Genomic DNA, 13,325 nt, shown 5'->3' with positions numbered 1-13,325 from the left:
GATCGAAGGCGTCAAGCGTCGGTCAGCTGGTGAAAACGCGGCTTTGAGCGGCAGGTTCCGGTGGCCCGAAGGCGCTGTGCGCGTCGGTGGGAATGATCGGTTCAGGGGGCGGTTCAGACGACGCGGATCGCCGTGCTGTCGCGCACCACGACCTGCCCGCGCATCATCAGATGCTCTGCTTCCGTACGGTCCGCGAGCGCGAGGCGGACCGCCTCGGCACCTGCCTGCGCCAGCGGCAACGACACGGTCGTGAGCCGCGGTGTCACGTCGATCGCGAGCTCGATGTCGTCGAAACCGGTCACCGAGACCTCGTCCGGCACCGCCACCCCGGCAGTACGGAAGGCGGACATCGCGCCGATGGCGATGGTGTCGTTGGCGGCGAGGATCGCGTGGGGCGGCTCCAGCCCTTCGGCGACCAGCCGCCGCGCCGCGTCGAACCCGCCTTGGCGGTTCACCGTGCAGTGCGAGACCCGGATGTGCCGCTCCTCGATGCCGCCGTGGCGGAGACCGGCGATGAACCCCGCGGTACGGTCCGAGACGTTCCCCTGCCCGCGCGCGCCGGCGAGGATCGTCACGTGCCGGTGCCCCGCCCCGGCGACGTAGGTGGCCAATTCCTTCGCAGGGCCGTGGTTGTCGAAGCTGATGGAGTCGAACGGCATGTCGGTGTCACCGACGATCACCACCCGGCCGCCCTCGCGTTCGTAGCCGAGCAACTCGTCGAGCAGGCGCCCGCCGAGGGCCTTCGTGTCTAGGCGGCTCGAGGTCAGAATGAGCGCACGCGGCCGCAGAGCACGCTGCAACCGGACGGTTTCGAGCTGCCGCTCGGCGGTGCCGTGGGTCGACGAGACGGTCACGAACGCCCCTGCGTCGCGCGCCCGCCGTTCCATCGCCGCGGCGACCATTCCCATCGACGGGGTCGTGAGATCGTCGCCGACGACCGCGATCGAGTCGTTCGCGCGCCGCATCGCCCGGGCCGCGGCGTCAGCGGTGTAGCGCAACGCGGCCGCGGCGGAGACGACCCGCTGGCGGTATTCCTCCGCGACCGTCCGCGAACTGCCGCCCAGCACTCGCGACGCGGTCGAGACCGACACGCCGGCGGCCGCCGCCACGTCACGCAGGGTAACGGTCGGCCTGGCTGAATGGGGCATCGCGCCGTTCCTCCCGCACCACGAAATCGAGCCGCCGTCGACGCTACCCGAGGATATCCCCGGCCGGGCCCCGGAGGTGTGGACGAAAGCGCCGGTGACCGACTCGGGATCCGGTCGCCCGGCTGGAAGGTGGTCGCGTCGGCCCGGTTGGATTCCGCAAGGCATGTGCGGCGCAGTAGGCGCACCGGCCCGCGGAGTGACCGTCGGTGGTGACTCCGCGACTTCCGGGCGCTGGGCGGCCCGGTGCACAATGTGCGGCATGGAAGATGGAGCGGCAGCGCCTGTACGGCGTCGCGGGGAGGCCGCATCCGAGGGGCGCCAGGTGACCCTGCATGATGTGGCGCGGACAGCGGGCGTCTCACAGGCGACGGCGTCGCGGGTGCTCAACGGCAGCGTCCGCAACGTCCGGCAGGAGAACGTCGACCGCGTGCTCACCGCGGCCGCGGAACTGGACTACGCACCGCACCTGTCCGCCCAGGCGATCGCGCGGGGTTCGACGAACATCGCCGCGCTGGTCGTCAGCGGTGTCGACGACCCGTACTTCTCCTCCATCGCGGCAGGTGTGACGCAGGCAGCCGAGGCCGCCGGACTCATCGTGACCATGGCGGTCGCGGACCGCTCCCCGGAGCGGGAACTCCAGATCGTCGGGACGCTGCGCGGCATGCGTCCCCGCGTCATCATCATGACCGGCAGCCGCGTCGACGGCGCCGATGCCCGCGACGCACTCGTCGAGGAGCTCCACGCCTACCGGGAAGCGGGCGGCAGCGTAGTCCTGATCAGCCAGCACGACCTGCCGTTCCACACCGTCAGCATCGACAACTACGGTGGAGCGCGGCAGCTTGCCCGCGCGCTGGTAGGGCTCGGCTACCGGCGGCTCGCGGTGGTCCGCGCAGGATCCGCACTCAGGACGTCCCGTGACCGGTGCAGCGGTTTCGTGGAGGGCCTGCGCGAGTTCGGCATCGGCGTCGACGAGCGGCTGGTGGTCGAAGCCGAGTTGAGTCGCCGAGGGGGGTGTGCGGCGGCCCGGGAGCTCGCCCGGCGGGGACTGGACGGCACGGAACTCGTCTTCGCGGTCAGCGACGTCATGGCGATCGGTGTGATGACCGCTTTCCGCGACGCCGGGCTTGTCCCTGGCCGGGACATCGCCGTCGCCGGCTTCGACGACATCGGCCCGGCGGTGGACGTCGTTCCGGAGCTGACGTCCGTGAACGTTCCTCTGCAGCAGGTCGGGCTCCGTGCGATGGAGCTCGCGCTCTCCGACGATGACGCCCCGCGGATCGTACCGGTCGCCACGAACGTCGTTCTGCGGGCCAGTACGCCCCCTCGATGACCGGCCTGCTGGTCGCGTGGTGAGCGTCGGCCGTCCGGCCCCGAGCTGCTCCGCGGCCCGGCCGACGCGCTGGACCATCGACCGGGACCCCGGTCGGGCCCGGCCCCATCCGTGTGCCGATGGGCGGGGCGAGTGGACCCTCGCTTCGCATCCGCGGCGCGCTCCGTGGGAGTGACCTGAACGGCCGGCGTGCCCGGTGCGGCCGCCGGGAGCCATGTGTTCTGATGCTGAGTATCAGATTGAGTCGCTGTTGTATCCTTCAGTCATGACCGACTCCGCCCACACCTCCGCCCCGTCCGGAACCAAACCGCCCGGCCTGCGGGAGCGTATGCGCGCGACGGTCCGGAAGGAAGTCGTCGAGGTCGCGCTCCGGCTCTTCATCGAGCAGGGATTCGACGGGACGACCGTCGACCAGATCGCCGGTGAGGTCGGGCTGTCGCGTGCCAGCCTGTTCCGGTACTTCGGCACCAAAGAAGACATGGTCCTGCAGGGCTTGGAGGAGACCGGCCGTCAGATCGCGGAGGCGTTCGCCGCCCGCCCCGACACCGAGCGTCCCTGGGAGGCGCTGCGCAGGGCGTTCGACGTTCTGACGCAGGCGAACGAGCAGGCGCCCGAGCAGGCGCTCAGCTATCTGCGCATGCTCCAGGAGACTCCGTCACTGCGCGCCCGACACTTCGAGAAACAGCTGAGCTGGCAGGCGATGCTGGAGCCGGAGATCGCCCGGCGGCTGGGCGTCAGCGCCGACCAGCCGGAGGAGGTCGGGCCGAACGCGCTTTCCGGGGCCGCCCTCGCCTGTCTGGACGCGGCCGCGACGGGCTGGGTGGCCTGTGGGGGCACCGTTCCCCTGGCCGTGCTGCTCGACCGTGCGATGGGCACGCTGACGGAATAGCTTCGCAAGGCCCCCTGCCTCCTGGAGCCACCGGGCAGGCGCCGGGGCTTGAACGCTTGGCGCTCTGCGCCGGGGAGTGCGCCCGGCGGCCTGCTGTTCTGGGATTGCGCCAGCCCGGGGCGGGCGCGGCCGCGTGGTTGAGGAAGCGGTGTCGTGTGTCTCGCCGAGGCCGAGGAGCGCGGTGAAGCGGGCTTCGGCCCGGTCGATCTCACCGAGCTGAGTGAGGATCGAAACGGGGGTGGAGTCACTGACCACCTTCTGCATCAGTACCGACCACCTTCTGCATCAGTGGGGTGCGGTCCAGGATCGCGTCCCGGATCGGTCGCAGAGCGCGCGGCGCGTGATGGAAGACCTGCCCGAAGGCGTAGGCGTGCTGGGACTGCCGGGCGGTGTGCGCTTTGCGGGGGGCCTCGAAGGCGTCGAGTGCCTGGCGGACAGCGGCGTGGTCGCCCAGGTCCACCCCTGCCAGGCGGCGGTGAGGGCGAGGGCCCGCTGGACGAAGACGCCAGGCAGATGGATCGCGTCTGGGGGCAGCTCGCAGGGCACCACGAGTTCCGAGGAGGACGACGGAGTTGAGTACCTCGTCAGGGAAGCCGGTCCGGCGGAGCGGGATGTGGGCGGCGCCTCGACCGTGCCCTGCCGCGTGCGGTCCCGGTGACGGCGACCTTGTCGGCCGGCCCGCTCTTTGCCACGCGGTTCACGGGCGCGTTCGCGGGCGCGTACGGGCGCGGGGGACGGCCACCGGTTCGGCACCGGGTACCACGGTGTTGGAGACGGTGCCGATGCCCTCGACGGTGAGGGTGACGGTGTCGCCGGGCTTCAGCGGCGGTGGGTCCTGGCGGCCGCGTACGCCCCAGAGTTCGGCGAGGCAGCCTCCATTGCCGCAGGTGCCGGAGCCGAGTACGTCGCCGGGGCGTACATAAGTGCCCCTGGAGGCGTATGCGGTCATCTCCTCGAAGGTCCAGCTCATGTTGGACAGCAGATCCCTGCCGACGACCTCGCCGTTGATCTCGGCGGTCAGCGCCAGGCGAAGGAATCCGTCGCTGTCGCGGTAGGGCTCCAGCTCGTCCGCGGTGACGAGGTGGGGGCCGAGAGTGGTGGCGGTGTCCTTGCCCTTGCAGGGGCCGAGGCCGACCTGCATCTCGCGGGACTGGAGGTCACGGGCGGACCAGTCGTTGAAGATCGTGTAGCCGACGATGTGGTCGCGGGCCTGCCCGGGGGTGAGGTCGCGGCCCTCGCGGCCGATGACCGCGGCGACTTCGAGCTCGAAGTCCAGCACCTGGCTGCCGGGCGGCACGGGGACGTCGTCGTGAGCGCCGATGACCGCGTAGGGGTTGGTGAAGTAGAAGGTGGGTGCGTCGTACCAGGCGTCCGGGGCGCCCGTGATTCCGTCGATGCTGCGCCGTACACCCTCGACGTGCTCCTCGAACGTGACGAAGTCGCGTACGGACGGCGGTCGGAGCGGCGGCAGCAGTCGCACCTCGGAGACGTGCGGCCCGCGCGGCTCGTCCAGGCTTGCGTCGCCCGCCTCGCGCAGCGCCTCGGGACCGGCCTGGATCAGATCGAGAAGCGAGGCTCGGCCGGCGCAGGGGTAGAGGACGCCGTCGTCCTCGACGGTGGCGAGACGGCTGCGGCCGTGCTGTTCGTACGTGGCGAAACGCATGGCTTTCCTAGGGAGCTGGGTGGGTTGACACAGGCCGGGGGCCCGGCGGCATGGCAGGCGGGGGAGAGTGCGCCGAGCCCCCGGGGTCAAGGGGTCAGACCGGCGGAGCGACGAAGACGCCGCGGTCGACGTCGTTGAGCATTTCCTTGGCGACCATCTCGTTCATCGGGTTGGACGTGCCCCACTGGTCGGCGTTCTCGGGCTTCGTCAGGTCGTAGATGTGCGGGTGCCAGGTGTCCTCGTCGAGCTTTTCGAGCTCGGTGGTGTACTCCACGGTGTTGCCGTGCGGGTCGAGGAAGTACGTGAAGGTGTTGTCGCCCGCCATGTGCCGCCCGGGGCCCCAGATCTTGCGGGCGCCGGAGCGCATCACGCGGCCGGAGCCGCGCATGTACTCGTCGATGCCGCGCATCTCGAAGGAGAGGTGCTGCAGGGAGGTGTGCGGACCGCTGGCGACGGCCATGGAGTGGTGCTGGTTGCTGATCCGCATGAAGTGCATGACCTCGCCCATGTGCGGCAGGGTCATCGTGTCGGACAGCCGGAAGTCGAGGTGCTGCTCGTACCAGGCTCGGGTGGCGTTGACGTCGGGGGAGTTCAGGACGACGTGCGAGAGACGGACGGGGATGGACTCCTTCTCCTCGATACGACGGTGCCGGCGCGCCTCGACGTCGGCCGAGACCTCGACGGTGCGGCCGTCGATGTCGAAGAAGCGGAAGCCGTAGCCGCCTCCGGGGGTGTCGATATTGCCCGGCTGGGAGATCAAGCGCACTCCACCCGCGAGGAGTTGCTCGGCGAGTGTGTCCACGTCGGCGGGGTTCGCCGCGCCGTAGGAGATGAGGTCGAGGCGCTTCTCCTCGGCCTTGCGGAGCCGGACGATGTACTGCTCGGGGGAACCCTCGGCGGCCAGGAAGGAGATGCCGGAGTCCTCTGCGACCTTGGTCAGACCCCAGACGCCGGCGTAGAAGTCGAGCTGCTTGTCGTAGTCCGGCACGGCCAGGTCGACGTGGCGCAGGTGGGTGAGCAGACGTGTGCTCATGGTGGGGGTTCTCCTCTGTGCGGTCAGGCGGTCAGGCGGTTCAGGCGGTTCAGGCGCGGTCCGGCGCGGGTCATGCGCTTCGGACAAGGCGGAGCAGCGCTGCGGCGTTGCCGCCGCGTACGGCGTGGAAGTGGGGGGCGGGCAGGTCCGAGACGTCGCGCAGCGCGCCGAGCGGATCGTCGGTGCCCATGTCGAAGGGGAAGTCGGAGCCGAGCAGCACCCGGTCGGGGCCGGCCACCCGGATCAGCTCGCGCAGGACGTCCGGGTCGTGGACGAGGGAGTCGAAGTACAACTGCTTGAGGTAGCTGCTGGGCGGGTGCGCGCAGCCGCGGGTGTCGGTGCGGGCGAGCCAGGCGTGGTCGGAGCGGCCGATGTGGGTGGGCAGATAGCCGCCGCCATGGGCGGCGACGACGTGCAACCCCGGGTGCCGGTCCAGGACTCCGGAGAAGATCAGATGGGACAGGGCGACGGCGTTCTCGGTCGGCTGGCCGACGGTGTTGGACAGGTACCACCGGTCGAGGCGCTCGTCGAGCGTGCAGCCGAAGGGGTGCAGGAAGAGGATCGCGCCGGATTCCTCGGCCCGTGTCCACAACGGCTCGTACGCGGGGTCCGACAGTTCGCGTCCCGGTGCGTGGCTCGAGACCTCGACACCGCGCAGGCCCAGGCCGAGGGCGTGTTCGAGGGCTTCGACGGCGAGGCCCGGGTGCTGGAGCGGGACGAGGCCGAGGCCGTGCAGCCGTTGCGGGGCCTGGGCGACGTGCGCGGCGGTGCCCTCGTTGGCCAGCTCCCACACCGTACGGGCCAGGTCCTCCTCGGCCCAGTAGTGGTAGTGCGACGGCGACGGCGAGACCAGCTGGACGTCGATCCCGGAGGCGTCCATCGCGGCGAGCCGGGCCTTGACGTCGGTCAGTTTCGGGAAGCGGTCGCGGAACATCGGGCCGCTGACGGCGATGGCCTCGGGGCCGTTGCGGCGGGCGTCGAGTTCGCGGGCCGCGGTCAGCCCGGGGTGTCCGGCGACGGCGTCCTCGACCTGAGGGAGCAGGACGTGCGCGTGGACGTCGATCGTGGGTGCGTCGTCCTGGGAGCCCACGGGGTGCACGGCGTTCACGGGGTCTCCTTCAGGACGGACATCGTGCGGCCCATCAGACCGGGTGCGTCGGCGTCACGGGCGCCGTCCAGCTGCCACTGACCGAGTTGCACGGACGCTTCGACCACCATGCGGACACGGTCGATCCGGCGTTCGTAGAAGTCGGTCAGCAGGGCGTCGAGGGAACTCCAGTCCTGCTCCTCGCTCAGCATCTCGGCCAGTACGGAGGCGTCCTCCAGCGACATGGCCGCGCCCTGGGCGAGCGTGGGGGGACAGACGTGGGCCGCGTCACCGATCAGGACGACCCGGCCGCGGTGCCAGGAGCCCTCGACGAGCAGCCGCTCGAACCAGGTGTAGTTGACCTCGGCGGGGTCGGTGATGCTCGCGGCGATCTCCGGCCACGCACCCCCGTAGGGCGCTGCCAGCCGCCGCATCTCGTCCGCGTACGAGGCCGGGTCGATGGACGCGCGGTCGCGGTTGGCCTCGACGAGGTAGGCGTAGATGGTGTTCTCGCCCGTGGGGCAGTAGCCGGCGATGTAGCACGGTCCGCCGTAGGACAGGTCCTTGCGCTGCACGATCTCGGGGCGGGGCGCGGGGGCGCGCCAGATGGCCATGCCGGTCGGTTCGGGCTTGTCGCTGATGCCGATCATCGCGCGTGTGCGCGAGCCGACGCCGTCGGCGGCGATGACAAGGTCGTAGCGGCCCTGCGTGCCGTCGCTGAACCGGGCGGTGACGCCGGACGCGTCCTGGAGCAGTTCCTCGGCGGTGGTGCCGAGGCGTACCGCCGCGCCGCTCTCGAGAACGGCCTCACACAGGATCTCCTGGAGCCGGGGCCGCTGCATGCCGAAGATCGGGGGCAGGTCGTCCCCACCGGTGCGGATGTCCTGCTGGACATGGAACACGGTCCCGTCGGGCGCGGCCAGGCCGACGGCGTCGACGGCGTAGCCGCTCTCCCGGACCTTGTCCCATACGCCCACTTCGCGCAGCACGCGCAGCGCGTTGCCCTGGAGGGTGATGCCGGAGCCGAGCACGTTCCAGTCGGGCTTGGCCTCGATCAGTTCCACGGTGATGCCCGCCCGCCGCAGCAGCACGGTCACGGCGTTGCCGGACGCGCCGCCGCCTATGACGAGGACGGTGCGGGGACGAGGGTCGTCCATGGGTTCTCCCTGAGACGGTGCCGCGCGACGTCGAGCGGCAGAGGGGGTGTTGCAGGCCGGGTGGGTGAGGGTGGGCGTAGCCGTCCGGGCGCGGCCCGCCCGGCAGCCCAGGGCGGGCGTTACTTGACGGCGATGGGGTTCACCGGTGAGCCGACGGACCCGGTGATGGGCAGGGGCGCGGCGGTGAGCCAGAACTCGTACCGGCCGTCGGCGGCGCAGTGTGCGGCGAGGGCGTCGAGGTCCCACATCTCCCCGATGAGCAGACCGATGTGGGGGATGGCGACCTGGTGCAGCGGCTGGAAGGCGTGGTCGAACTCGTTGGGTCGCACCTCGAAGCCCCAGGTGTCGGTGGCGATCCCGGCGATCTCGCTGTGGTGCAGCCAGCCGGCCGTGCTGAAGCTCAGCCCCGGCGCCGGCCCGCCCGCGTAGTCGCCCCAGCCTTCGTGACGGGCGCGGGTCAGCCGCCCGGTGCGCACGAGGACCAGGTCGCCCCGACCGACGGCCACACCGTGCGAGGCGGCGGTCGCGGTCAGGTGCTCCTCGGTGATGGCGAAGCCGTCGGGAAGTTCTCCGTCCCGGCCGACGACCAGGCCCACGTCGAGGAGGACGCCCCTCCCGGCGACGTGCGGAGCCATGTGCTCGATGCCGGTGACCAGGTCGCCTTCGGAGGTGACGACCTTCTCCGCCGGGCGGCCGTTCCACGCCTTGCCGTGGTCGAAGATGTGCCCGAGGCCGTCCCATTGGGTGGAGCACTGCAGGGGCATGGCGATCACGTCGTCGGCGCCACCGAAACCGTGCGGGAAGCCCTGGCCGCCCAGAGCGGCGTCGGTGCCGGTGGCGAGCATCGTGTGCACCGGGTTCGTACGCCGCCGCCAGCCTTTCTGCGGGCCGTCCATGTCGAAGGCCTGTGACAAGGAGAAGCTGACGCCGTCGCGGATCAGGGCCGCGCCCTCGCGGCGCTTGGCCTCGTCGAGGAAGTTGAGCGTGCCGAGCACGTCGTCCTCGCCCCAGCGGCCCCAGTTCGAGTACGCCTTCGCGGCCTCGGCGATCGCCGACTCGGGATCCGCACGGTCGATGCCGTCGACACGGTCGGCGCTCATCGGGCCTCCTCCGCGACACAGCGGGTGCGCTGGGCGCCGAGCCCGGTGACCGAGCCGTCCATCACGTCGCCGTCGCGCAGCAGCCGGCCCCAGTGGATGCCGTTGCCGGCCGGGCTGCCGGTGAGGATCAGGTCGCCGGGGAGCAGTCGGGCGGTCCGGGAGATGTACGAGACCAACCGTGCGACGCCGAAGATCATGTCCTTGGTGGACTCGTCCTGCATGGTCTCGCCGTTGAGTTTCAGCGTGACCCGCAGGTCGGACGGGTCGGCGAGGGAGGCGGCCGGGACGATCCACGGGCCGAGCGGGGTGAAGCCGGGGGCGTTCTTGCTGCGCAGCCAGTCGGTGCCGATCGGCGGCATGTCCCGGCGGAAGACGCTCGCACGGTCGGTGAGGTCGTTGGCGATGGTGTAGCCCGCGACGTACTCCAGCGCCTCCTCCACGGTGACCCGGTAGGTGGGGCGGGAGATCACCGCGGCCAACTCCAGCTCCCAGTCGGGTTGCTGGGCCCAGGCGGGCAGCACCACGTCGTCGTAGGGACCGTTGATCGTGGTCGGCAGGCCGATGAACACGTACGGGAGATCCTCGGCGGCCCGCTTGTCCATGACCGCCGCTACCTCGGCGCGGGCCTCCTCGACGGTGCGCGAGTCGTCCGGGGCGCGGTGCGCGACCGCCAGGTCGATCACGTGCTGCCGGTAGTTGGCCCCGGACTGGAAGATCTGCCGGGGCTCGACGGGCGCGTGCACCGCCAGGTCGGACGGCGGCCGCCAGTCGCGCGTCGGGTCCCCGGCGAGGGTGTGCAGGCGTGGCAGCTCTTCGTCCCAGCGCTCCAGGAGCGTCAGGGTCGTCAGCGCGGGTTCACCCAGTGCCGCGCGCAGGTCGAGCACCCTGCCGTCCGGCGCCACAAGGCCGGGGAACGCGGTTCCGCCCGATGCGGAGAAGGTGCCGATGGCGAAAGGGCCCGAGAAGGGTGCGAATGGTGCCGACGCGGCAGCGGATTTCACGGAGATGTCCTCCCGATTGCGGTGCCACCAATCTGGCCCGTAGATTGCAATCAGGGAAATCGATTCTCTGTATATAAGAATCCAGCCGGTGAATACCGATGGGGGCCGGCTCCGGAACTGGGACGCTTCGTGAACTTGGCCGGCCTGGACCTCAACCTCGTCGTTGCCCTGCGCGCCCTCCTGCAGGAGCGCAACGTCACCAGGGCCGGCCTGCGCATCGGGCTCAGTCAACCCGCCATGAGCGCGGCCCTGGCCCGGCTGCGCCGTCACTTCGACGACGACCTCCTCGCCCGGGTGGGTGGAGGGTACGAGCTGACCGCCCTCGGGCAGGCCCTCCTCGACCGGACCGCCACCGCATGCGACCTGCTGGAGCGCGTCTTCGCCAGTCAGGCCGAATTCGACCCCTCCTGCGAGGAACATGAGTTCACGCTGATCGCCTCGGACTACGCGGTTGCCGTCTTCGGCGTCGAACTCGCCCGCACCGTCCAGGCCGAGGCGCCGGGCATCCGGCTCAGGTTCAAACAGGTACCGAACGAAATCATCGACAGTACCGGGTCGCTGCTCAGTACCGTGGACGGGCTGCTGTTGCCCCACGGCATCATTCGCGGCTTCCCCACGGTCGAGCTCTACCAGGACAGCTGGGTCTTCCTCGTCGCCGACGACAATTCCGAGGTCGGTGAGCAGCTCACCCTCGACGACCTGGCCCGACTGCCGTGGGTGACGTACCAGCGAGCCTACGACGCCCCCGCCGCCCGTCAGATCGCCACGCTCGGCATCGAGCCGCGCGTGGCGGTGTCCGTCGACAGTTTCCAGCTGATGCCACTCCTGGTCGCAGGCACCCGCAGGGTGGCTCTCCTCCAGAGGCGTCTCGCCGACGAGCTGGACGGACTCGCACACGTCCGCATCATGGAACCGCCCTATGACGCCGTGCCGATCCAGCAGGCCCTGTGGTGGCATCCGGTCCACATGCACGACGCGGCGCACACATGGCTGCGGGAGACGATGGGCCGGGCCGCCGAGATGATGGAAGCCCGTCGGCCTACGAATTCCCGTCCGCCGGAATGAGGGTGGAGTCATGCCCTGCACTGGCAGCTGACACTGCCAGGCCGCAGGCGACGCCGGACGGGCGGCCGCCGCTTGGAGCCTGGCTGAGCGACAAGAGGTCCAGCGCGCGACGCCTGTCCTCGATGCCCGTGCACCTTCCCCGTCGGCGTCCGGCATCCCGGACACGGCACCGCCGCATTCCGAGTGCGAGCCGTGACCGCCACCGCGCACGAGATCATGGCCAAGTTCCGGTCCGGCCTGGCCCCGACAGCGCACACGTGGTCGAGCGTCAGGTCGGCCGGTCAGCGCAGGAGTCTGCGGATGATGGCGGTGGCGGCGCTGATGTCGGTGGGCTGCCCGGTGAGGAGCTCGCGGTAATAGAAGGACTCGGCGACCCGGACGACGGCGTAGGCGAGGGTGGGGGCGTCGATGTCGTCGGGTTCGCCGATCTCGGACTGGATGAGCCGGCTGACGGTCTCGACTACGCGGTCCTGGATGACGCCGTCACGCGAGGTCATCACCCGTAGCGCAGTGTCGGGGTGTTCGGCGACGAACCGACGCATGGCCGGCAGTTGTGCGCTGGTGGTCAGCATGGCGTGAACGAGGTCGGCGACCTTGTCGGCGCCTTGCCCGTGGCTTTGGGGGTAGATCTGGGCGAACTCGGTCGTGGCGATCGCCCAGATCGCCTCGCCGATCAGGCGGTCGCGGTCGCCGTAACGCCGATACAGGGTGGCGCGGCCGATGCCGGCCTCGGCGGCCAGCGCCCGTGCGTCGATCCAGCCGTCCCGCAGGAACATCGTGACCGCGGCGCGCAGCACCGGCTCGTCCGGGGGCAGCGGAGGCGGAACCTCTTGCATCTGAGACATCACCGCCCTAGTGTCTCACTCATTCTGACGAGACACATGCGCATCGGTGTCTCATTTTTGGAGGGAGTCGCCGTGGCCGCAGTGAGGCGGACAATGCCGTTCGCGATCTACGTCGTGCTGTTCGCGGCCCTTGCACTTCAGGGCGACCTCACCGGGTTCATGGTCTGCAACCTGCTGGTGCAACTGGCCGTCTTCGTCGTGGGTGCGTGTCTGCCGGCCCACCGCACCGGGTTCATGTCCTACGTGGATGTGGCCTGGCCGTGGGGCCTGGCCCTGATCGGGGTCCAGGTCCTGGCGTTCGGCGGCCTGGCTTCGCCTGCGGCTGTCGCGACTGCGGCGATCTACCTGCTGATGGGCATACGTATGGGCGCCTGGGCGCTGCGGTTCATGGTGTTCAAGCGGTTGCCCGGCGAGTTGCCGCGGTACCAGTACCAGCGGCGCCGCTGGGAGCGAGACGGGTTCCGCAACGAGAAGGTCTCGCTCCAGGTCGAGATCATGGTCCAGTGCGGCGCCAACATCGCTGTACTCGCGGTCCCGGCCGCGCTCGCCACCGTGCGCCCGGCCGGCCTTGATGCCGTGAGTGTCGTGGCGATCGCGCTGTGGGCGGTGTTCTGGGTCTTCGAATCGGTGGCGGACCTGCAGAAGGCCCGTTTCGCCGACCGCACCCGACGAGACGGTGCGCGCCGCACCTGCGACGTCGGGTTGTGGCGCTACAGCCGCCACCCCAACTACTTCGGTCAGTGGATGCAGTGGAACAGTCTCATCCTGTTGTCGCTGCCCGTGCTGATCGACCGCCGGCCACACCATCACATCGTCTTCGGCCTGCTCACGGCCCTCGCCCTGGCCTGGATCTCCTGGACCACGTACCACATGCTCGTGCACTACACCGGTGCCGTTCCCGCCGAGTACTTCAGCCGGCGACGACGCCCCGACTACATCCGCTATCAGCGCGTCACCAACCGATTCTTTCCCGGGCCCCGACGGACCACTGATCAGTGAGCCCTTGC

General features: G+C 70.3%; 13 protein-coding genes. 4 read left to right on the top strand and 9 right to left on the bottom strand.

Annotated elements, in window-relative coordinates:
* Positions 1-113: 113 nt before the first annotated feature.
* Positions 114-1,109, bottom strand: coding sequence for a LacI family DNA-binding transcriptional regulator (locus QF032_RS04270; RefSeq protein WP_307040124.1), 996 nt, complete (start codon positions 1,107-1,109; stop codon positions 114-116).
* Between the two features lie 361 nt (positions 1,110-1,470).
* On the opposite strand from QF032_RS04270, the gene QF032_RS04265 reads away from it, so the two are divergent.
* Positions 1,471-2,478 carry a LacI family DNA-binding transcriptional regulator gene (locus QF032_RS04265; protein ID WP_307054956.1) on the top strand — a complete coding sequence of 336 codons (1,008 nt, stop codon included), beginning with the start codon at positions 1,471-1,473 and terminating at the stop codon, positions 2,476-2,478.
* A gap of 265 nt (positions 2,479-2,743) precedes the next feature.
* Entirely contained in the window at positions 2,744-3,367 is a 624-nt protein-coding gene (locus tag QF032_RS04260; RefSeq protein WP_306954785.1) for a TetR/AcrR family transcriptional regulator, read from the top strand.
* Positions 3,368-3,611: 244 nt separating this feature from the next.
* On the opposite strand, the gene QF032_RS04255 is transcribed toward QF032_RS04260, so the two are convergent.
* From QF032_RS04255 to QF032_RS04225, 7 genes are all read right to left on the bottom strand, one after another.
* The gene (locus QF032_RS04255; RefSeq protein WP_307054955.1) at positions 3,612-3,827 is read right to left on the bottom strand and encodes a hypothetical protein; all 216 of its coding nucleotides are present in this window, start codon (positions 3,825-3,827) and stop codon (positions 3,612-3,614) included.
* A gap of 237 nt (positions 3,828-4,064) precedes the next feature.
* Positions 4,065-5,030: a fumarylacetoacetate hydrolase family protein gene (locus QF032_RS04250; RefSeq protein WP_307054954.1), complete on the bottom strand. Its 966-nt coding sequence runs from the start codon at positions 5,028-5,030 to the stop codon at positions 4,065-4,067.
* A gap of 94 nt (positions 5,031-5,124) precedes the next feature.
* Positions 5,125-6,063, bottom strand: a complete 939-nt coding sequence (locus tag QF032_RS04245; RefSeq protein ID WP_307054953.1) for a VOC family protein — start codon at positions 6,061-6,063, stop codon at positions 5,125-5,127.
* A 70-nt stretch (positions 6,064-6,133) separates the two neighbouring features.
* Positions 6,134-7,171, bottom strand: coding sequence for an amidohydrolase family protein (locus QF032_RS04240; protein ID WP_307054951.1), 1,038 nt, complete (start codon positions 7,169-7,171; stop codon positions 6,134-6,136).
* On the bottom strand, positions 7,168-8,307 hold the full coding sequence (locus tag QF032_RS04235) for an FAD-dependent oxidoreductase (protein WP_307054949.1): 1,140 nt from the start codon (positions 8,305-8,307) through the stop codon (positions 7,168-7,170). Before QF032_RS04235 ends, QF032_RS04240 begins: the two co-directional genes overlap by 4 nt.
* A gap of 119 nt (positions 8,308-8,426) precedes the next feature.
* Positions 8,427-9,407: a cyclase family protein gene (locus tag QF032_RS04230; RefSeq protein ID WP_307040113.1), complete on the bottom strand. Its 981-nt coding sequence runs from the start codon at positions 9,405-9,407 to the stop codon at positions 8,427-8,429.
* A complete protein-coding gene (locus tag QF032_RS04225) occupies positions 9,404-10,414 on the bottom strand; it encodes a fumarylacetoacetate hydrolase family protein (protein ID WP_307049911.1) in 1,011 nt (336 codons plus the stop codon). Before QF032_RS04225 ends, QF032_RS04230 begins: the two co-directional genes overlap by 4 nt.
* Positions 10,415-10,537: 123 nt before the next feature.
* Between QF032_RS04225 and QF032_RS04220 the strand changes: the two genes are divergently transcribed.
* The gene (locus QF032_RS04220; RefSeq protein ID WP_307054947.1) at positions 10,538-11,473 is read left to right on the top strand and encodes a LysR family transcriptional regulator; all 936 of its coding nucleotides are present in this window, start codon (positions 10,538-10,540) and stop codon (positions 11,471-11,473) included.
* 281 nt (positions 11,474-11,754) lie between these two features.
* On the opposite strand, the gene QF032_RS04215 is transcribed toward QF032_RS04220, so the two are convergent.
* The gene (locus tag QF032_RS04215) at positions 11,755-12,318 is read right to left on the bottom strand and encodes a QsdR family transcriptional regulator (RefSeq protein ID WP_307054945.1); all 564 of its coding nucleotides are present in this window, start codon (positions 12,316-12,318) and stop codon (positions 11,755-11,757) included.
* Positions 12,319-12,411: 93 nt separating this feature from the next.
* Between QF032_RS04215 and QF032_RS04210 the strand changes: the two genes are divergently transcribed.
* Positions 12,412-13,317, top strand: a complete 906-nt coding sequence (locus QF032_RS04210; RefSeq protein ID WP_307054943.1) for a DUF1295 domain-containing protein — start codon at positions 12,412-12,414, stop codon at positions 13,315-13,317.
* Positions 13,318-13,325: the final 8 nt, after the last annotated feature.

Source organism: Streptomyces achromogenes, from assembly GCF_030816715.1.
GTDB lineage: Bacteria > Actinomycetota > Actinomycetes > Streptomycetales > Streptomycetaceae > Streptomyces > Streptomyces achromogenes_A.
The sequence above is the reverse complement of the archived record's forward strand: the minus strand, read 5'-3'. Positions and strand labels throughout refer to the sequence as shown.

Bases quoted from the DNA above. Each gene is read 5' to 3' on its own strand.
- QF032_RS04260 (WP_306954785.1), top strand. From the start codon at position 2,744: ATGACCGACTCCGCCCACACCTCCGCCCCGTCCGGAACCAAACCGCCC.
- QF032_RS04250 (WP_307054954.1), bottom strand. From the start codon at position 5,030: ATGCGTTTCGCCACGTACGAACAGCACGGCCGCAGCCGTCTCGCCACC.
- QF032_RS04245 (WP_307054953.1), bottom strand. From the start codon at position 6,063: ATGAGCACACGTCTGCTCACCCACCTGCGCCACGTCGACCTGGCCGTG.
- QF032_RS04235 (WP_307054949.1), bottom strand. From the start codon at position 8,307: ATGGACGACCCTCGTCCCCGCACCGTCCTCGTCATAGGCGGCGGCGCG.
- QF032_RS04230 (WP_307040113.1), bottom strand. From the start codon at position 9,407: ATGAGCGCCGACCGTGTCGACGGCATCGACCGTGCGGATCCCGAGTCG.
- QF032_RS04215 (WP_307054945.1), bottom strand. From the start codon at position 12,318: ATGTCTCAGATGCAAGAGGTTCCGCCTCCGCTGCCCCCGGACGAGCCG.
- QF032_RS04210 (WP_307054943.1), top strand. From the start codon at position 12,412: ATGCCGTTCGCGATCTACGTCGTGCTGTTCGCGGCCCTTGCACTTCAG.